This is a genomic window from Citrobacter sp. VF227, assembly GCF_052950715.1.
The window spans coordinates 129,190-146,766 of the sequence record NZ_JBRFVF010000001.1 but is presented as its reverse complement, the minus strand read 5'-3'; the positions used below and the strand labels follow the sequence as shown (position 1 = coordinate 146,766).

Genomic DNA, 17,577 nt, shown 5'->3' with positions numbered 1-17,577 from the left:
TTATTTAAACTGTTTGAGGAAACGCAGATCGTTTTCGAAGAAAGAGCGCAGATCGGTCACGCCGTAACGCAGCATGGTCAGACGCTCCATACCCATGCCGAATGCAAAGCCAGAGTATATTTCCGGATCGATGCCGACATTACGCAGCACGTTCGGGTGAACCATTCCGCAACCCAGCACTTCCAGCCATTTACCGTTTTTGCCCATCACGTCCACTTCCGCAGAAGGTTCGGTGAACGGGAAATAGGAAGGACGGAAACGAACCTGCAGGTCTTCTTCAAAGAAGTTGCGCAGGAAATCGTGCAGCGTACCTTTCAGATTGGTGAAGTTGATGTTGGTATCAACAATCAGCCCTTCCATCTGATGGAACATCGGGGTGTGCGTCTGATCGTAGTCGTTACGATATACGCGACCCGGGGCGATAATACGAATCGGTGGCTGTTTTTCCTTCATGGTGCGGATCTGCACGCCGGAAGTCTGTGTGCGCAGCAGACGCGTCGCATCAAACCAGAAAGTGTCGTGGTCAGCGCGCGCCGGGTGATGGCCAGGAATATTCAGTGCATCGAAGTTGTGATAGTCATCTTCGATTTCCGGACCGGTCGCCACGGTAAAGCCCAGCTCACCGAAGAAACTTTCAATACGGTCGATAGTACGTGTTACCGGATGCAAACCGCCGTTTTCGATGCGACGCCCTGGCAGGGAGATATCGATCGTTTCTTCAGCCAGACGTGCATTCAGCGCAGCACTTTCTAATTCGGCTTTACGCGCGTTGAGCGCTTGCTGAACCTGCTCTTTGGCTTCGTTTATCACCGCACCTGCAGCCGGACGCTCTTCCGCCGGCAGTTCGCGCAGGGTAGTCATCTGAAGGGTCAGATGCCCTTTCTTGCCCAAATATTCGACGCGGACATTGTCTAACGCGGCAACATCTGAAGCCTGGTTAATGGCGGCCGTTGCACTGGCAACCAGCTCTGCGAGATGTGACATGGTTTTCCTCGTTATGTTGCGATATTCACTAGTCGCTCGTAAATACGCAAAATCATTCAAGTTGTGTCACGGCGGCAAAAGAGCAAACCCTCAGGAACGTACATCAGTACGTGACTGGGGTAAGCGAATGCAGCCAACACAGAGACAACTTGAAGGATGACGCGTATAAAAAAAGCCTCCACCAGGGAGGCTTTTAGGCGCTGTTTTCCGTTTCTTCTTTCACGCGCAAGCCTCCTGAGTTCAGGTGCTAAAGTAAAAGAAGAAGCGGAAAATAGCAGCATTCATGCTTGCGTTACCTTGTGTGGTAAAAACCGGACAACCTTTATTGAAAAGGCTTACGAATAAATTGTCAACCAATTGATTGCACTACAAATAAAAGAGAGGGAGCCAGGCTCCCTCTTTTCACCGGCTTATGCCAGAGCTGCTTTCGCTTTTTCGACCAGAGCGGTGAACGCTACTTTGTCGAATACTGCGATGTCAGCCAGGATCTTACGGTCGATTTCAACAGAGGCTTTTTTCAGGCCGTTGATGAATTTGCTGTAAGAAATACCGTTCTGACGTGCTGCTGCGTTGATACGCGCAATCCACAGTTGACGGAACTGACGCTTTTTCTGACGACGGTCACGATAAGCGTACTGACCAGCTTTGATAACAGCCTGGAAGGCAACGCGGTATACGCGAGAACGCGCACCGTAGTAGCCTTTAGCTTGTTTCAAAATTTTCTTGTGACGTGCACGGGCAACTACACCACGTTTTACGCGAGCCATATGTGCTCTCCTGTATCTATATTCTTAGTAAAAAAATTAATTAAACGTTAACGGCTTATGCGTACGGCAGGCACGCGATAACCAGACCCAGATCGCCTTTAGACACGAGGCCTTTTGGACGCAGGTGACGTTTACGCTTAGTAGATTTTTTGGTCAGAATATGACGCAGGTTTGCGTGCTTACGCTTAAATCCACCACCACCGGTTTTTTTGAAGCGCTTAGCAGCACCGCGTACGGTCTTAATTTTTGGCATTTTAATAACTTCCACTTCGCATTGTTAATAAACGAAACGTAGGCGAACAACGGCTGTGGAACCCGCAGGCTCCACAGACATTGCTACTTGAAGGCCTTACTGTTTCTTCTTAGGAGCGAGCACCATGATCATCTGGCGGCCTTCGATCTTCGTTGGGAAGGATTCGACTACTGCCAGTTCACTCAGATCGTCACGGACGCGGTTAAGCACTTCCATACCGATCTGTTGGTGGGCCATTTCACGACCGCGAAAACGCAGCGTGATCTTAGCCTTATCGCCATCTTCCAGAAAGCGTACCAGGCTGCGGAGTTTTACCTGGTAATCGCCATCGTCGGTACCAGGACGGAATTTAATTTCCTTAACCTGGATAACTTTTTGCTTTTTCTTCTGTTCCTTAGAAGACTTACTCTTTTCATAAAGGAACTTGCCGTAGTCCATAATACGACAAACTGGCGGTTCGGCGTTAGGGCTGATTTCAACTAAATCTACTCCAGCTTCTTCAGCTTTTTCGATCGCTTCTCTCAGACTCACAATACCCAAAGCTTCGCCTTCCAGACCTGTTAAGCGAACTTCCAGGGCGCGAATCTCGCCATTGATACGATTCGGACGTGCCGTTTGAACTCGTTTTCCGCCTTTAATACCTTATTCCTCCAGTTGTTGAAGACTGCGGCTGCGAATCTCTTGTTGCAGCTTCTCAATCACTTCATTTACGTCCAGGCTGCCCAAGTCTTTGCCACGACGGGTGCGCACGGCAACTTTGCCTGCTTCTACCTCTTTGTCGCCACAGACCAACATGTAAGGGACACGACGTAAAGTGTGCTCGCGGATTTTAAAGCCAATCTTCTCATTTCTCAAGTCTGCTTTTACACGAATACCCGCATTTTGTAGTTTCTGCGTTAATTCGTTAACGTATTCAGACTGAGAATCGGTGATGTTCATGACCACAACCTGAACTGGCGCAAGCCAGGTCGGGAAGAAGCCAGCGAACTCTTCGGTCAGGATACCGATGAAACGTTCCATCGACCCAAGAATTGCGCGGTGAATCATAACCGGCACCTGACGCTCGTTGTTTTCGCCAACATAAGAGGCGCTTAAACGGGACGGCAGAGAGAAGTCCAGCTGTACAGTACCGCACTGCCATGCACGATCGAGGCAGTCATACAGGGTAAATTCAATTTTCGGACCGTAGAATGCGCCCTCACCCAGTTGGAACTCAAACGGGATGTTGTTTTCTTCCAGCGCAACGGCCAGGTCAGCTTCAGCACGGTCCCACATTTCATCGCTACCGATACGTTTTTCGGGGCGAGTGGACAGTTTGACGACGATCTTCTCGAAGCCAAAGGTGCTGTACATATCGTAGACCATACGAATACAGGCGTTAACTTCATCACGGATCTGCTCTTCTGTACAGAAGATATGCGCATCATCCTGAGTGAAGCCACGAACACGCATCAGGCCATGCAGCGCGCCTGACGGCTCATTACGGTGGCAGCTACCAAACTCGGCCATACGCAGCGGCAGATCGCGATAGGACTTCAGACCCTGATTAAAGATCTGCACGTGACCCGGGCAGTTCATGGGCTTAATGCAGTACTCACGGTTCTCAGAGGAGGTCGTGAACATCGCATCTTTGTAGTTATCCCAGTGACCTGTTTTTTCCCACAGCACACGGTCCATCATGAACGGACCTTTCACTTCCTGATACTGGTATTCTTTCAGTTTTGAACGAACGAAGACTTCCAGTTCACGGAAGATAGTCCAGCCATCATTGTGCCAGAACACCATACCCGGCGCCTCTTCCTGCATATGATACAGGTCAAGTTGCTTACCGATTTTACGGTGGTCGCGTTTGGCCGCTTCTTCCAGACGTTGCAGGTAGGCATTCAGGGCTTTTTTATCTGCCCATGCAGTACCATAAATACGCTGCAGCATCTTGTTATTGCTGTCGCCACGCCAGTATGCCCCTGCGGTCTTCATCAGTTTGAAGTGATGGCAGAAACGCATGTTCGGCACGTGCGGGCCACGGCACATATCGACATATTCTTCATGATGGTACAAGCCAGGCTTGTCATCATGGGCAATGTTTTCATCAAGAATGGAGACTTTATAGGTCTCGCCACGCTTCACGAAGGTTTCACGCGCTTCGTACCAGCTAACTTTCTTCTTAATGACATCGTAGTTTTTCTCAGCGAGCTCGTGCATCCGCTTCTCGAGCGCGTCGACGTCTTCCTGGGTTAACGTACGGTCAAGATCGATATCGTAGTAAAAACCGTTATCAACAACCGGTCCGATCGCCATTTTGGTGTGCGGCCAGAGTTGTTTGATCGCGTGCCCTAACAGGTGCGCACAGGAGTGACGAATGATCTCCAGACCTTCTTCATCCTTCGCGGTGATGATGGAGAGCTTCGCATCATGCTCAATCAGATCGGAAGCATCTACCAGCTCACCGTCAACACGGCCAGCAATAGTGGCTTTCGCCAGACCTGGACCGATGTCCAGCGCAACATCCATGGGGCTTACAGCGTGGTCGTAATGGCGTTGGCTGCCATCAGGAAGAGTAATAACAGGCATGTTATATCCTTATTTGCAGTGGTGACCCACACGTAAGATCACATACAAAGAGAAAATTTATTTGTTTACAGTAAGTTGTGCAACCATCTAACCAACAATCGCTAAATTGGTACACAATCTGGTACACAAATGAAAAACTGATATCCTCAGTCCCTCATCCGGTAAAATGATGGTAACACTAAAAAAGTGGTGATTGCACCACTCTGTTTCACATTGCTTCAAATTGTCTTGCAAGGACGATCGTATTCGACTAAGTGACGGTAAACGCAAAACCTTGCAAACCGATGCAAAGCTTTGTGTGTTCCGATTTTGCCCCTTTTATCCAATCTATCACTAAGCCATGCCTACCTGGCATCGTTGATACCTGCCATCTCTATCGATCAATAATTTTTACGGTGTTAATATGTTTTCTGTTAATCCGAAAACGCAAAAGTGGTTATAAAATGGTTGATTTTCTTGTACGTTTTGCTGCCTTAATCTCATTTTTTGGCCTAGTGACAGGGTACAGCGCTAACAATTTCTCTCATCAGCTTGTAGAAGTGGTGATGATTGTCATCTGGATACTTACAGACATGCACAACCTGAAGAAATTGGCAATAAAAATAAATGATAAAATCTGCCGACGCAGGTAATAAATTTTTTGATTATTTTCTTGATTAAATATTTTGTAGGCAACTGATTTATATGGAAAATAAAGAAGATTTAACAACTTGGAAGCGTTATGAATGATCATAATTAGCACACCTGATACACTCATATAGATAAATAATTCTAAACTTTTAAATTAATAGGTCATGGAATGTTCGCTTTATCTGAAACTCAGAAAACTACATCAAGATATTACCAACCTGATGTTGATGGCTTAAGAACCGTTGCGGTTCTTCTTGTTTTGTTCTTTCATGCCGGATTTACATCATTAAGCGGTGGATTTATCGGTGTTGATATTTTCTTCGTTATATCTGGTTACCTTATTACCGGGATATTGGTGTCAAGCGTTGAGAAGAAAAAATTTAATTACATCACGTTTATGCTATCAAGGGTATCAAGATTATACCCAACCCTATTGGCGATAATTTTATTAACTCTTGCTTTTGGGTTTTTAATTTATACGCCAGGAGACTTCAAAGAACTTGGTGTTACGTCTGTTTATTCTGCACTTTCTGCATCAAATTTTCATTTCATGCTAGGTGCTGGATATTTCGATACATCTTCTGAGATTAATCCGCTTTTACACACTTGGTCGTTAGCTGTCGAGCAGCAATTCTATTTAGTATGGCCCATTGTTATATGGCTATCAATGAAAGCAAGCCGTAAACTAGCTATAGCCATGATCTCAGCATCAGGCATAGCTTCACTGATAGCATCTCAGTATATGACCAATATTGACCCCACTCAAAACTATTTTATGGTTCAATACCGTATATTTGAGTTTGCAGCAGGTGGATTACTATTCTTCATCCCAAATAGTAAATGCCGTAATAAACTACTCAGTACCTTGATGTTTATTATTGGTATTTCATTGATTATTTACGCTGCGTTTCACTTCGATAAAAACACAGCATTCCCAGGCATAAATGCCATGTTACCAGTTATTGGTGCATGCCTGTGCATTATTTATTCAAAACATACTCCAGCTGGCTACCTGCTGAGGAACAAAATATTTGTAAGTATTGGACTTGTTTCATATTCAGTATATCTAATACACTGGCCTTTATTGGTTTTCTATAAATATTATATATTTAGACCACTGTATACTTTTGAAAAAATTTCCCTAGTAATTATGTCGCTGCTGCTTGCCTATGTAAGCTATGCGCTAATTGAGAACAAATTTAGAAGAATTAACTTATCTGGCATAAATGTAATGAGTGCGTCTTTCGTTGCTATGCTGGCATTGATAGTTTTCTCATCAACCATGATTTATAGACATGATGGTTTCTCATTCCGCGTTAATGAATACTTTAAAGAGAAGATGAATGATGCTGGAGCATTCCATCTACAACAGTACGGCGGGAATGGTTATTATGCTGGAGCACATATAATTGGAGATAAGACTGCAACTAAAGTATCTGCGGTAATTATGGGTGACAGTTTTGCAAGGCAATACGCACATGCAATAGATGTAGATAGCAAAGGATATAAATTCATAACATCAATGAATGACGGTTGTTTTTTCTCGCGTAATTACACAACATTCTATGCTGGTTTGCCAGATCCAAAATGCCAGCAAAGACTAAATTTCGCTATTGATTATTCTAATAAATTTAATGTCCCAGTTATTTTTGGGATGCGTTGGGTTGGATATGAAGCGATGATAAGTGATACGGAAGGAAACCAGAAGAAGTTTACCAATGAAAGTGAATTTATTAGATTCAGCATAGAAAACATTAAAAATAATATTGAGGCATTTAAAGGCCGCAAGGTTGTTCTTCTTGGAGCTCCCCCAGGAACAGAAGGAGTTGGTGGTGTTGAGAAGTGCGTGAACCGTCCTTCATATCTTCCATTAGCATGCACAAAATACCTTGAAACAGATGACAGGGATACTATAAATAAAAGGATAAACATTGCCATTAAAAAAGAGTTTGCTGGGTATAAAAATGTATTATTTATTGATCCATACGACATCCTTTGCAAGGATGGCAAATGCTCTACCATGACAGATGATTATCAGTTCATTTATTCAGATGCTGTACATCTTTCTAAGTCAGGAGCTAAATTAGTATGGTCTAAGTCTAAAGATAATATTATTGATTTCATCAAGTAAAGAAAAGGCCTCCGTTGGAGGCCTGATTTTATGGATTTACTAATGCCACTTTTCCCCACGTTGCACTTGAGGCTGCAACGTAGCAGAAATCAAAGTTCGCTGGTATAGGGCTTGAATTATAAACCACATCACCAATACTTTGAGACACTTTACCTGGGTAGATGTCTGTTGGTTTACTTGTCAGCCCAGCAGTTGCATCAGCGTGTTTCCATCCGCACTGGATGATGTCTGCTGCCCCCCTGAATACGCCAACACCAGTTAATCCAATATATCTGTTATTCCTGTATGTCATTGCAGCGAAGTTATCCCAGTCCATTACGCGTGGTATTGGGTTACTAAGGTTGTTAGAGAAATTGTTATTCTCTACGTTTGCTCCATCAATCCGATAACCAAGATTAGCAGCCAGCAAAGATGTGCTATCAAAGTCATTTCCTGAAATCGTGGGATATTGACCTGCAATTATACATCCTTGATTCCCGAACTGTATGTGCGTTTTGTTATTCCTGTAGACAGTTCCAACCCATGCCGAGCTTGTTATTGTGACGCGATCAGGCCTGTCAAGATTGTTATCTTCAATAACCAGTCCAGTTGCTTTCTTCCCAAGAAGGCCAACATTATAATCCTGTATAGCCCTGCCTCCTCCTCTGAGTGTATTATTAATTATCCTAATTGAATTAAATGATGTAGCGTGAATCGCCACGGATAATCTAGACACTTCTGAGCCGTTGATAATACTGGTTTTCATATTCTGTCGGTGACATCTGATTGCTCGAACCATGCCGACGCTTACTGTTATAAAACATTTCGATGTAATCAAAAATATCGCTGCGGGCTTCTTCCCGTGTTCCGTAGATCTTTTTCTTTATCCGTTCGCGTTTCAGCAACTGGAAAAAGCTTTCTGCAACCGCATTATCGTGACAGTTACCGCGACGGCTCATGCTGCCCTCCAGACCATGTGATTTCAGGAACGACTGCCACTCATGGCTTGTGTACTGACTGCCCTGATCTGAATGAACCATCACCTGTTTTAGAGGATTACGTCGCCATATGGCCATCAGAAGCGCATTCAGGACAATGTCCTTTGTCATCCGGGATTGCATTGACCAGCCGATAATTTTGCGTGAGAACAGATCAACAACCACGGCAAGATACAGCCAGCCTTCGTGGGTCCTGATGTAAGTTATGTCCGTTACCCAACGCTCATCCGGAGCATCCGGATTGAACTGTCGCTGGAGCCTGTTGGGCGATACGATACTGACCTCGCCTTTGTGTGCCCGCGGGCTCCGGTACCCGACCTGAGCCTTTATCCCGGCACGATTCATCAGTCGCCAGACTCTGTTCACTCCGCACTGTTGCCCGCTATCCCGCAAGTCCAGATGGATCTTGCGATAACCATAAACGCAACCGGACTCCAGCCAGAACTGTTAGATCTGTCCCGTCAGTCTCAGATCTATCTGGTGGCGCTGAGAATACGGTTGCTTAAACCAGGCGTAAAAGCCACTGGGATGAACATCCAGCACCCTGCAGAGCAGACGAACAGGCCAGCAAAGGGAGTTGTCACGAATAAAGGCGTACCTCAGTCGGACAGCTTTGCGAAGTACGCCGCGGCTTTTTTTAATATGTCCCGTTCGTCAGTAACCCGCTTCAACTCCTTCTGGAGTCGGCGGATCTCGGCCTGAGCATCTGACTGTTCTTTGTTAGTGGATGAGTCCGGACCGTACTTCTTTATCCAGGCGTAAAGGCTGTGGGTGGTGATATCGAGACGTGTTGCAACGCTGGAAACAGAATGACCGCGATCAATAACCTGTTTGACTGCTTCAATTTTAAACTCTTCGGGATAACGTTTACCGCTCATGGGCACCTCTCTTTAAGTCATCTTAAATGACTCTGAGGTGTCTGTTAAACCCGTGGCGATTCAGAGCAGGAAAAAACAATGCCAAAAAACCGCTTTGCGAAGAAACACTGGAAGATGGTGGTGATCCTGCTGGTTATTTGTGCAGCAATGCTGATACTGCGTTGGGCAGCGATGATCTGGGGTTAAAATACTGGTCGCTGTTCTGGTTCCATTGTATTTATCAACTAAATCGAATTCGTCTAAAAAAAAGCGCGTTATTGATAAGTATTAAAAATAAAACACAGATTAACTATTAAATTAACTTAACGTTAATAGATAAAAGCCGGGCCAATTATTTGACCCGGTTTGTCATTACATACGATAGCCGAGTGAAACAGTAGTACGGCGATCGGTATGTTCCGGCGCTGTTGCCGGTGGTTCAGAGTTCCAGGTGACGTTGTAAGCCACTTTCAAGCCAAAGTGTTCGTTGATAGCAACGTTCAACGCCGTTTCAGAGTTGAGTGTTGTATCATCAGCACCAAATACCGACACACCTTGTGTAAACTTAGTATTGTCAGTCATCTGCCACGCATAAGCTCCTGACGCATAACCCAGCGGCTGCGTTTCAGTGGTGCCATCCGTATGCTCGTCATAGCGTACGCCAGGACCGAATTCAAAACGGAAACTGTGTACTGGTCCGTTGAGGAACTGACGACCATAACCTGCGGTCAGCACATCGCGCTCACGATAGCCGTTGTAACGGTCGGTCAACCAGCTTGCCTGCCCAAAGAGATAGTCATAGTCGGTCATGTTGTAGCGACTACGGCCACCTACGGCATATTTCTCCGAGGAACGCTCATCATTCGAAGAGGTATTACTGGCATTTCCCCACAAAGACCACGCCGTGGATTCACCATACCAGGTCATGGTGGTGTCTGCCGTTAAGGAGGAACTTTTTGTGTTGCCTGACTGGGCGAGATATCCCGCGTTCAGGTTACCTTCAAAGGGTTTTTTCGCGCTGGAAGGGTCATCCATGACAGTAAAAACGGAATCATCGGCAACAGCATGCATTGACGCAAGCAGGCCCCCCGTCAGCAGTAATGCTGCGGGCACTGTCTTCAAAAGCTTCATTTATTAAGAGTCCGTACAACAAAAAAAGAGACCATTACGGTCTCGGAAACTTTCATATGGATCAATGACAAGAGACCCTTGAAAGGTAACAAATTATAAAAAGACTCGAATAACATAGCAATAAATTCTTATTTCATTTTTTGAATAAGAGCCTTCCTAAACCGTTTTTTTATTTATATATCTTTAACGCAAATGTTTTAAATAAAGACACGAAAAATCATGTTGTTAATTACTTCACTTTCGAAAGGTTAAGTGCCAGACTGAGGAAAGCCTAACAGGAGGTAAAGATGGTACGTATCTATACGTTAACACTTGCGCCCTCTCTCGATAGCGCAACAATAACCCCACAAATCTACCCGGAAGGTAAGCTTCGCTGTACCTCGCCGGTTTTTGAGCCCGGTGGTGGCGGCATCAATGTCGCTCGCGCAATTGCCCATCTTGGAGGAACCGCCACGGCCATCTTCCCCGCGGGGGGCGCCACTGGAGAGCATCTCGTCGCATTGCTTGCCGACGAAAATGTTCCCGTATCCACCGTCGAGGCCAAAGACTGGACCCGACAAAATCTCCATGTCCATGTTGAGTCCAGCGGCGAACAGTATCGCTTTGTCATGCCCGGCGCTGCGTTGACCGATGCTGAGTTCTGTCAGCTTCAGGATCAGGTGCTGGAAATTGAGTCTGGCGCGCTGCTGGTTATTAGCGGCAGTTTGCCGCCAGGGGTACAGCTTGAGAAGCTGACCCGGCTCATTAGCACGGCGCAAAAACAGGGAATTCGCTGCATCGTCGATAGTTCTGGCGAAGCGCTGGCAGCAGCGTTGGCTATCGGCAATATCGAACTGGTCAAACCCAACCTCAAAGAGCTGAGCGCGCTGGTAAACCGCGAGCTTACCCAGCCCGATGATGTGCGTAAAGCCGCACAGGAAATCGTGCAAAGCGGTAAAGCACATCGCGTTGTGGTCTCGCTTGGCCCACAGGGGGCGCTGGGCGTTGATCGTGAAACCTGCGTCCAGGTGGTTCCGCCGCCGGTGAAAAGCCAAAGTACTGTGGGCGCAGGCGACAGTATGGTCGGGGCCATGACGCTTAAACTGGCTGAAAACGCACCTTTTGAAGATATTGTTCGCTACGGTGTCGCAGCCGGTAGCGCCGCAACCCTGAACCAGGGGACGCGCCTGTGTGCTTTAGACGATACGAAGAAAATATACGCATACCTTGCTCAGCAATGAGACCTTCCCTTGTGTTAGGTTAAAGGAAGATTTTCCCGTAAAACTGTCGGCGCTAGTGTTATACGTCTATGATAAAAAGTCACGTGATTACAAAGCAGTGAATCACGAGCAACCGGACGTCTTCACAGCAATGCGAGGTGAGGAAGAACGACAAACATTAAGTGCCTTTCCAGCGATGACGCGTCCGTGGTGTGCGTCAGTTCGTGTTTTTTAACCGCATTCTTGCGCTAACCTTATGATCTGGCAGACAACATGGGGAGAGACATCATGTGGCAGGCTATCAGTCGTCTTTTAAGCGAGCAATTAGGTGAAGGCGAAATCGAACTGCGTAACGAACTGCCCGGCGGAGAGATCCACGCCGCATGGCATTTACGCTATGCGGGGCGCGATTTTTTCGTCAAATGCGATGAAAGAGAGCTGTTAACCGGCTTTACGGCGGAAGCCGATCAGCTGGAGCTACTTTCACGCAGTCAAACCGTATCTGTGCCGAAAGTTTGGGCGGTAGGTGCAGACAGAGATTACAGCTTTCTGGTGATGGATTTCCTCCCTCCCCGCCCGCTTGATGCGCACAACGCCTTTATCCTCGGTCAACAGCTTGCGCATTTGCATGAATGGAGCGATCAGCCTCAGTTCGGGCTCGACTTCGATAATGCGCTCTCAACCACGCCGCAACCTAATACCTGGCAACGTCGCTGGTCGACCTTTTTTGCCGAGCAGCGTATTGGCTGGCAACTGGAGCTCGCCGCGGAAAAAGGCATTGCGTTTGGCAATATCGACGCCATTGTCGAGCATGTTCAGCAGCGTCTGTCTTCACATCAGCCGCAGCCGTCTCTCCTGCACGGTGATTTGTGGTCAGGAAACTGTGCCCTCGGCCCGAACGGTCCCTATATCTTTGACCCTGCCTGCTACTGGGGAGACCGGGAGTGCGATCTGGCAATGCTACCGTTACACACCGATCAGCCGCCGCAAATTTATGACGGTTATCAGTCTGTGTCGCCGTTACCATTAGATTTTCTCGACAGACAACCTGTCTATCAGCTCTATACGCTGTTGAATCGGGCAATTCTGTTTGGGGGGCAGCATCTGGTTGTGGCGCAGAAGGCACTGGACAGATTACTGGCAGCTTAGCACGCTTATCAGGCCTGGCGGTTCACAATGCGACAGGCCTGAACGTGCAGCACTTACAGAAAGCCCAACAATGAAAAGAAGAAGTAGCCGATTACGATAACGATCACCGGCAAAATATACAGCGGGAAAATTTGTAAAAAGATCGTATGGTGCGGAACCACAATACGCGACTCAAGCTGCTCTCGCGTTAACCCTTCACTGCCTTTTGCCTGTTCCAGAATCAGTTGATCCTGAACGCCCTCGCGTAAAAAACGCGCCTGACGGCTCATCCTGGCGCCTGAATCCTGCAACGCCAGACCGATAAAAATCAGGATGAAAATCAGCCAAAAGACGAGATTCAGTCCACTTTGAAAATCGGGCGTCGGCGAGTTATACCAAAACACGTTAAGAAAAGGGGTATTAACCCGCATCATATCGATCATTACATGGGCAAAATCGAGCATGACCGCGTTAATTCCCTCCTGCTTTTCGCTGTGCGCATACATAAACTTCAGTACTGAAACCAGTGTTGAAATCAGCGCGGGAATGAAAATTACCCATCCCACCAGCCTTTTCAAGACAGCAATGCGTCCAGCTTGTTGATACGTCATGAGTTCCCCTTGATAAAGACGTGTCATTTTGGCCTAAGTTTACCCGTTGATAACCATTTTCGCCTGATCTTTAAAGGCAGTATACTGTTGAATTAGCCATAATAAACGCCCAAAGCCTGTCCAGACGGGCTCTTAATCCCTTTTATTACCGTATAGGAGAGGTTGTAATGTCAACCCCGCGTCAAATTCTTGCTGCAATTTTCGATATGGATGGATTACTGGTCGATTCTGAACCGCTCTGGGATCAGGCCGAACTGGATGTGATAGCAAGTTTAGGCGTTGATATCTCCCGCCGCCATGAACTTCCCGATACCCTGGGCTTACGCATCGACATGGTGGTTGATTTGTGGTTTACGCAGCAACCGTGGAACGGACCTTCACGCCAGGAAGTCACCGAGCGCATCATATCCCGCGCAATTGCGCTGGTTGAAGAAACGAAGCCGCTGCTGCCAGGGGTGCGCGAAGCCGTGGCGTTATGCAAATCACAGGGAATCAAAGTAGGTCTGGCATCCGCTTCGCCGCTGCATATGCTGGAAAAAGTGTTGACCATGTTTGATCTGCGCAGCAGCTTCGACGCACTGGCTTCTGCGGAAAAACTGCCCTACAGCAAACCACACCCGCAGGTTTATCTCGATTGCGCCACAAAACTGGGCATTGACCCTTTAAACTGCGTCGCGCTGGAAGACTCGGTGAACGGTATGATTGCTTCGAAAGCCGCCCGCATGCGTTCCATCGTAGTACCTGCGCATGAAAATCAGCACGATCCCCGCTTCGTTCTTGCCGACGTTAAGCTGACCTCGCTCACCGAACTGACTGTCGCAGATCTGCGCGGCTAATCCTGCCAGGGGCAATGATCGCATTGCCCACTTTTTTTTTAAAACGCTATTTCATTTTTATTGTGTTTCTGTTTAACCTCTCCTATTCTTCCCCTATCGTTAGCGTTGATGACATAAATAGTTGAGGTGGACATAATGCAGAATGCTTTTCGTCTCGAGGGCAAAGTCGCCATCATCACCGGGTGTGATACCGGCCTTGGGCAGGGTATGGCTGTAGCGCTGGCCGAAGCAGGCTGCGATGTGGTCGGCGTGAATCGCAAAATACCGCATGAAACTGCAGAGAAGATTAACGCGATCGGTCGACGTTTTATGGCAATTCAGGCCGACCTCAGTCAACAGGAAACGATCACCAGCATCGTCACGCAAACAGTGTCAACGTTTGGCCGGGTCGATATTCTGGTCAACAATGCGGGAACCATACGTCGTCAGGATGCGCTGGACTTCAGCGAAAAGGATTGGGATGACGTATTGAACCTGAACCTTAAATCAGTTTTCTTTTTGTCACAGGCCACGGCGCGCCAGTTTCTGGCTCAGGGCAACGGCGGAAAAATCATTAACATTGCCTCAATGCTCTCTTTTCAGGGTGGTATCCGCGTGCCTTCCTATACCGCATCCAAAAGCGGCGTTCTGGGTATCACCCGCCAGCTGGCTAACGAATGGGCTGCTCTGGGAATTAATGTCAACGCCATCGCGCCCGGCTATATGGCGACTAATAACACCCAGCAACTACGCGAAGACAGCGAGCGTAATCAGGAGATTGTCAATCGTATCCCCGCCGAACGCTGGGGCACGCCTGATGACCTGAAAGGCCCGGTCGTTTTCCTCGCTAGCTCTGCCTCTGACTATATTCACGGCCATACGCTGGCCGTAGATGGCGGGTGGTTGGCGCGGTAAAGACACACTTGTGACAAAGGGTTACAACGTCACCTCTTCCGCCTACTGTATAAAACCCCTATACTGTATGAATCGACAGTTTATTGGGTTTTATCATGACGGCGGAAGGTCACCTTCTTTTTTCTATTGCCTGTGCGGTATTTGCCAAGAATGCCGAGCTAACGCCCGTTCTTGCGCAGGGTGACTGGTGGCATATTGTTCCTTCAGCCATTTTAACGTGCCTGCTGCCGGATATTGATCATCCCAAATCCCTGCTGGGACAGCGTCTGAAGTGGATATCTAAACCCATTGCCAGGGCATTTGGTCATCGCGGATTTACGCATAGCCTGCTGGCGGTTTTTGCCCTACTGACCACGTTTTACCTGAAAGTCCCTGATACCTGGATAATCCCGGCAGATGCCTTACAAGGTATGGTTCTCGGTTATCTCAGTCACATTCTGGCTGACATGCTGACTCCAGCTGGCGTTCCCCTGCTTTGGCCCTGCCGCTGGCGTTTTCGTCTGCCCATCCTCGTGCCGCAAAAAGGCAACCAACTGGAACGGTTTCTGTGCATGGCGCTGTTCGCGTGGGCAATCTGGATGCCGCAGACCGTACAGGAGAACAGCGCGATACGCTGGTCATCACAGATGATTAATACACTACAAATGCAGTTTAATCGCTTTATAACGCACCAGGTTGACTAATAAACCAGCCAAAATGTCATTTTTGGTATAAACAATTCCATTTGAATATAAGAGGCATGTCACAGTTCTGCTAATCTTGCGCCAACAGAATCACCTTCACACGGTGATACGCATAATAAGATCAGGAGAACGGGGATGAACTTTCCTTTAATCGCGAACATTATCGTGTTCATAGTGTTGCTGTTCGTGCTGGCGCAAGCCCGGCACAAACAGTGGAGTCTGGCCAAAAAAGTACTGGTCGGTCTGGTCATGGGTGTGGTGTTTGGCCTCGCCCTGCATACCATTTATGGCTCCGACAGCCAGGTTCTTAAAGATTCCGTACAGTGGTTCAACATTGTAGGCAACGGTTATGTCCAGTTGCTGCAAATGATTGTTATGCCGCTGGTATTTGCGTCCATTCTCAGCGCCGTTGCACGTCTGCACAACGCCTCTCAGTTAGGTAAAATCAGCTTCCTCACCATCGGCACGCTGCTGTTTACTACGCTGATTGCCGCACTGGTCGGGGTTCTGGTGACCAACCTGTTCGGCCTGACCGCCGAAGGACTGGTACAAGGTGGTGCCGAAACTGCACGTCTGAACGCTATTGAAACCAATTATGTTGGCAAAGTGGCTGATCTCAGCGTTCCGCAGCTGGTGCTGTCGTTTATCCCGAAAAACCCGTTTGCCGATCTGACCGGTGCTAACCCGACGTCGATTATCAGCGTGGTCATCTTCGCAGCATTCCTCGGTGTTGCCGCGCTGAAGCTGTTGAAAGATGATGCGCCAAAAGGCGAGCGCGTCCTGATCGCTATCGATACCCTGCAAAGCTGGGTGATGAAGCTGGTTCGTCTGGTGATGCAGTTGACGCCGTACGGTGTTCTGGCGCTGATGACCAAAGTGGTGGCCGGTTCCAACCTGCAGGACATCATTAAGCTGGGTAGCTTCGTCGTGGCCTCTTATCTCGGTCTGGGAATTATGTTCGTGGTTCACGGGATCCTGCTGGGTATTAACGGCGTTAGTCCGCTGAAATACTTTCGCAAGGTGTGGCCGGTGCTGACATTCGCCTTCACCAGCCGTTCCAGCGCAGCCTCAATTCCGCTGAACGTTGAAGCGCAAACCCGTCGTCTGGGCGTGCCTGAATCTATCGCCAGCTTTGCCGCCTCTTTTGGTGCCACGATTGGTCAGAACGGTTGTGCGGGTCTGTACCCGGCTATGCTGGCAGTAATGGTCGCACCGACCGTCGGGATCAACCCACTGGACCCAATGTGGATTGCCACGCTGGTAGGTATTGTGACGGTCAGTTCTGCAGGGGTTGCGGGTGTAGGAGGCGGTGCAACGTTTGCTGCGCTGATCGTCCTGCCTGCAATGGGTCTGCCGGTCACGCTGGTTGCCCTGCTGATCTCTGTTGAGCCACTGATCGATATGGGTCGTACCGCGCTGAACGTAAGCGGTTCCATGACTGCCGGTACGCTGACCAGCCAATGGCTGAAGCAAACCGATAAAACGATTCTGGACAGCGACGATAACGCTGAACTGGCGCATCGCTAAGCCTGATAGCTGAAAACAAAAAACCGCCGGAGTGTCATGCTCCGGCGGTTTTTTTTATATCCATTACTCGCTTAGTTCATTTTCCTGGCGAATTTGATTAGCCCAACGTTGCGCTGATTCCGGGACCGTAAATGCAGGCGAACGTTGAAATGCCTCCCCCATTAAGACAAAAGCGACATATTTTCCGCGCAGTATCCATACGTCACGAAACGCATCCATTTTAACCGCATGCTCTGGCGGCGCGGGCTCCACGCGCGGAACATAGCTGATAACTGGACGATTTTGTTGGCGAAGAGGTTTCATAATCAATTGCTTCACTAAAGACAAATTCTAAAAATCAGAAAACTGCTATCTTAGCCGATTTCGCCCCCTTGCGTCCTGCCTTGCGTGCGCGGTTT

Annotated in this window: 18 protein-coding genes, 1 pseudogene and 1 other annotated feature; of the genes and pseudogenes, 8 read left to right on the top strand and 11 right to left on the bottom strand. The window is 47.9% G+C overall.

What is annotated here, in order from left to right; translation table 11 throughout:
- The 6 genes from pheS to thrS form a co-directional block, all read right to left on the bottom strand.
- Positions 1–984, bottom strand: coding sequence for a phenylalanine--tRNA ligase subunit alpha (pheS, locus tag ACU8YC_RS00790; RefSeq protein WP_103770153.1), 984 nt, complete (start codon positions 982–984; stop codon positions 1–3).
- 165 nt (positions 985–1,149) lie between these two features.
- Positions 1,150–1,274, bottom strand: a sequence feature (Phe leader region).
- On the bottom strand, positions 1,225–1,269 hold the full coding sequence (gene pheM, locus ACU8YC_RS00785) for a pheST operon leader peptide PheM (protein ID WP_001386830.1): 45 nt from the start codon (positions 1,267–1,269) through the stop codon (positions 1,225–1,227). It overlaps the preceding feature by 45 nt.
- 120 nt (positions 1,275–1,394) lie before the next feature.
- Positions 1,395–1,751: a 50S ribosomal protein L20 gene (rplT, locus tag ACU8YC_RS00780; RefSeq protein ID WP_003030578.1), complete on the bottom strand. Its 357-nt coding sequence runs from the start codon at positions 1,749–1,751 to the stop codon at positions 1,395–1,397.
- 55 nt (positions 1,752–1,806) lie between these two features.
- Positions 1,807–2,004: a 50S ribosomal protein L35 gene (rpmI, locus tag ACU8YC_RS00775; RefSeq protein ID WP_003030583.1), complete on the bottom strand. Its 198-nt coding sequence runs from the start codon at positions 2,002–2,004 to the stop codon at positions 1,807–1,809.
- A gap of 96 nt (positions 2,005–2,100) precedes the next feature.
- Positions 2,101–2,643: a translation initiation factor IF-3 gene (gene infC, locus ACU8YC_RS00770; RefSeq protein ID WP_048997935.1), complete on the bottom strand. Its 543-nt coding sequence runs from the start codon at positions 2,641–2,643 to the stop codon at positions 2,101–2,103.
- Between the two features lie 3 nt (positions 2,644–2,646).
- Positions 2,647–4,575 carry a threonine--tRNA ligase gene (thrS, locus tag ACU8YC_RS00765; RefSeq protein WP_003832572.1) on the bottom strand — a complete coding sequence of 643 codons (1,929 nt, stop codon included), beginning with the start codon at positions 4,573–4,575 and terminating at the stop codon, positions 2,647–2,649.
- A gap of 799 nt (positions 4,576–5,374) precedes the next feature.
- Here thrS and ACU8YC_RS00760 point away from each other — a divergent pair.
- Positions 5,375–7,336 (top strand): acyltransferase family protein, encoded by a 1,962-nt coding sequence (locus ACU8YC_RS00760; RefSeq protein ID WP_446894914.1) that lies wholly within the window; start codon positions 5,375–5,377, stop codon positions 7,334–7,336.
- A gap of 28 nt (positions 7,337–7,364) precedes the next feature.
- Here the strand turns inward: ACU8YC_RS00760 and ACU8YC_RS00755 are convergent, their stop codons facing one another.
- Both ACU8YC_RS00755 and ACU8YC_RS00750 read right to left on the bottom strand, forming a co-directional pair.
- On the bottom strand, positions 7,365–8,081 hold the full coding sequence (locus ACU8YC_RS00755; RefSeq protein WP_446894913.1) for a hypothetical protein: 717 nt from the start codon (positions 8,079–8,081) through the stop codon (positions 7,365–7,367).
- Positions 8,044–9,191 (bottom strand): annotated as a pseudogene (locus ACU8YC_RS00750) (IS3 family transposase). The gene ACU8YC_RS00755 and the pseudogene ACU8YC_RS00750 overlap by 38 nt, the downstream one beginning before the upstream one ends.
- Positions 9,192–9,269: 78 nt before the next feature.
- Here ACU8YC_RS00750 and yniD point away from each other — a divergent pair.
- Complete coding sequence (gene yniD / locus ACU8YC_RS00745) at positions 9,270–9,377, top strand: small membrane protein YniD (protein WP_151219016.1); 108 nt, start codon at positions 9,270–9,272, stop codon at positions 9,375–9,377.
- 165 nt (positions 9,378–9,542) lie between these two features.
- Here the strand turns inward: yniD and ACU8YC_RS00740 are convergent, their stop codons facing one another.
- Positions 9,543–10,301: a DUF481 domain-containing protein gene (locus ACU8YC_RS00740; RefSeq protein WP_151225371.1), complete on the bottom strand. Its 759-nt coding sequence runs from the start codon at positions 10,299–10,301 to the stop codon at positions 9,543–9,545.
- Positions 10,302–10,588: 287 nt separating this feature from the next.
- Between ACU8YC_RS00740 and pfkB the strand changes: the two genes are divergently transcribed.
- Positions 10,589–11,521 (top strand): 6-phosphofructokinase II, encoded by a 933-nt coding sequence (gene pfkB, locus ACU8YC_RS00735; RefSeq protein ID WP_151219015.1) that lies wholly within the window; start codon positions 10,589–10,591, stop codon positions 11,519–11,521.
- A 267-nt stretch (positions 11,522–11,788) separates the two neighbouring features.
- Complete coding sequence (locus ACU8YC_RS00730) at positions 11,789–12,649, top strand: fructosamine kinase family protein (RefSeq protein WP_043016598.1); 861 nt, start codon at positions 11,789–11,791, stop codon at positions 12,647–12,649.
- A gap of 53 nt (positions 12,650–12,702) precedes the next feature.
- On the opposite strand, the gene ACU8YC_RS00725 is transcribed toward ACU8YC_RS00730, so the two are convergent.
- A complete protein-coding gene (locus ACU8YC_RS00725; protein ID WP_187252547.1) occupies positions 12,703–13,239 on the bottom strand; it encodes a YniB family protein in 537 nt (178 codons plus the stop codon).
- Between the two features lie 167 nt (positions 13,240–13,406).
- Between ACU8YC_RS00725 and hxpB the strand changes: the two genes are divergently transcribed.
- From hxpB to tcyP, 4 genes are all read left to right on the top strand, one after another.
- A complete protein-coding gene (hxpB, locus tag ACU8YC_RS00720; protein ID WP_151219014.1) occupies positions 13,407–14,075 on the top strand; it encodes a hexitol phosphatase HxpB in 669 nt (222 codons plus the stop codon).
- Between the two features lie 132 nt (positions 14,076–14,207).
- Entirely contained in the window at positions 14,208–14,969 is a 762-nt protein-coding gene (gene kduD, locus ACU8YC_RS00715; RefSeq protein WP_151219106.1) for a 2-dehydro-3-deoxy-D-gluconate 5-dehydrogenase KduD, read from the top strand.
- An 83-nt stretch (positions 14,970–15,052) separates the two neighbouring features.
- On the top strand, positions 15,053–15,652 hold the full coding sequence (locus ACU8YC_RS00710) for a metal-dependent hydrolase (protein ID WP_151219013.1): 600 nt from the start codon (positions 15,053–15,055) through the stop codon (positions 15,650–15,652).
- A 135-nt stretch (positions 15,653–15,787) separates the two neighbouring features.
- Positions 15,788–17,179 (top strand): cystine/sulfocysteine:cation symporter, encoded by a 1,392-nt coding sequence (tcyP, locus tag ACU8YC_RS00705; protein ID WP_151219012.1) that lies wholly within the window; start codon positions 15,788–15,790, stop codon positions 17,177–17,179.
- Between the two features lie 63 nt (positions 17,180–17,242).
- Here tcyP and cedA read toward each other — a convergent pair whose 3' ends face one another.
- On the bottom strand, positions 17,243–17,506 hold the full coding sequence (gene cedA / locus ACU8YC_RS00700; protein WP_151225369.1) for a cell division activator CedA: 264 nt from the start codon (positions 17,504–17,506) through the stop codon (positions 17,243–17,245).
- Positions 17,507–17,577 lie beyond the last annotated feature (71 nt).

Excerpts from the sequence above, each read along its gene's own strand:
- pheS (WP_103770153.1), bottom strand. The coding sequence starts at position 984 with ATGTCACATCTCGCAGAGCTGGTTGCCAGTGCAACGGCCGCCATTAAC.
- rplT (WP_003030578.1), bottom strand. The coding sequence starts at position 1,751 with ATGGCTCGCGTAAAACGTGGTGTAGTTGCCCGTGCACGTCACAAGAAA.
- rpmI (WP_003030583.1), bottom strand. The coding sequence starts at position 2,004 with ATGCCAAAAATTAAGACCGTACGCGGTGCTGCTAAGCGCTTCAAAAAA.
- thrS (WP_003832572.1), bottom strand. The coding sequence starts at position 4,575 with ATGCCTGTTATTACTCTTCCTGATGGCAGCCAACGCCATTACGACCAC.
- ACU8YC_RS00760 (WP_446894914.1), top strand. The coding sequence starts at position 5,375 with ATGTTCGCTTTATCTGAAACTCAGAAAACTACATCAAGATATTACCAA.
- ACU8YC_RS00755 (WP_446894913.1), bottom strand. The coding sequence starts at position 8,081 with ATGAAAACCAGTATTATCAACGGCTCAGAAGTGTCTAGATTATCCGTG.
- yniD (WP_151219016.1), top strand. The coding sequence starts at position 9,270 with ATGCCAAAAAACCGCTTTGCGAAGAAACACTGGAAGATGGTGGTGATC.
- ACU8YC_RS00740 (WP_151225371.1), bottom strand. The coding sequence starts at position 10,301 with ATGAAGCTTTTGAAGACAGTGCCCGCAGCATTACTGCTGACGGGGGGC.
- pfkB (WP_151219015.1), top strand. The coding sequence starts at position 10,589 with ATGGTACGTATCTATACGTTAACACTTGCGCCCTCTCTCGATAGCGCA.
- ACU8YC_RS00730 (WP_043016598.1), top strand. The coding sequence starts at position 11,789 with ATGTGGCAGGCTATCAGTCGTCTTTTAAGCGAGCAATTAGGTGAAGGC.
- ACU8YC_RS00725 (WP_187252547.1), bottom strand. The coding sequence starts at position 13,239 with ATGACGTATCAACAAGCTGGACGCATTGCTGTCTTGAAAAGGCTGGTG.
- hxpB (WP_151219014.1), top strand. The coding sequence starts at position 13,407 with ATGTCAACCCCGCGTCAAATTCTTGCTGCAATTTTCGATATGGATGGA.
- tcyP (WP_151219012.1), top strand. The coding sequence starts at position 15,788 with ATGAACTTTCCTTTAATCGCGAACATTATCGTGTTCATAGTGTTGCTG.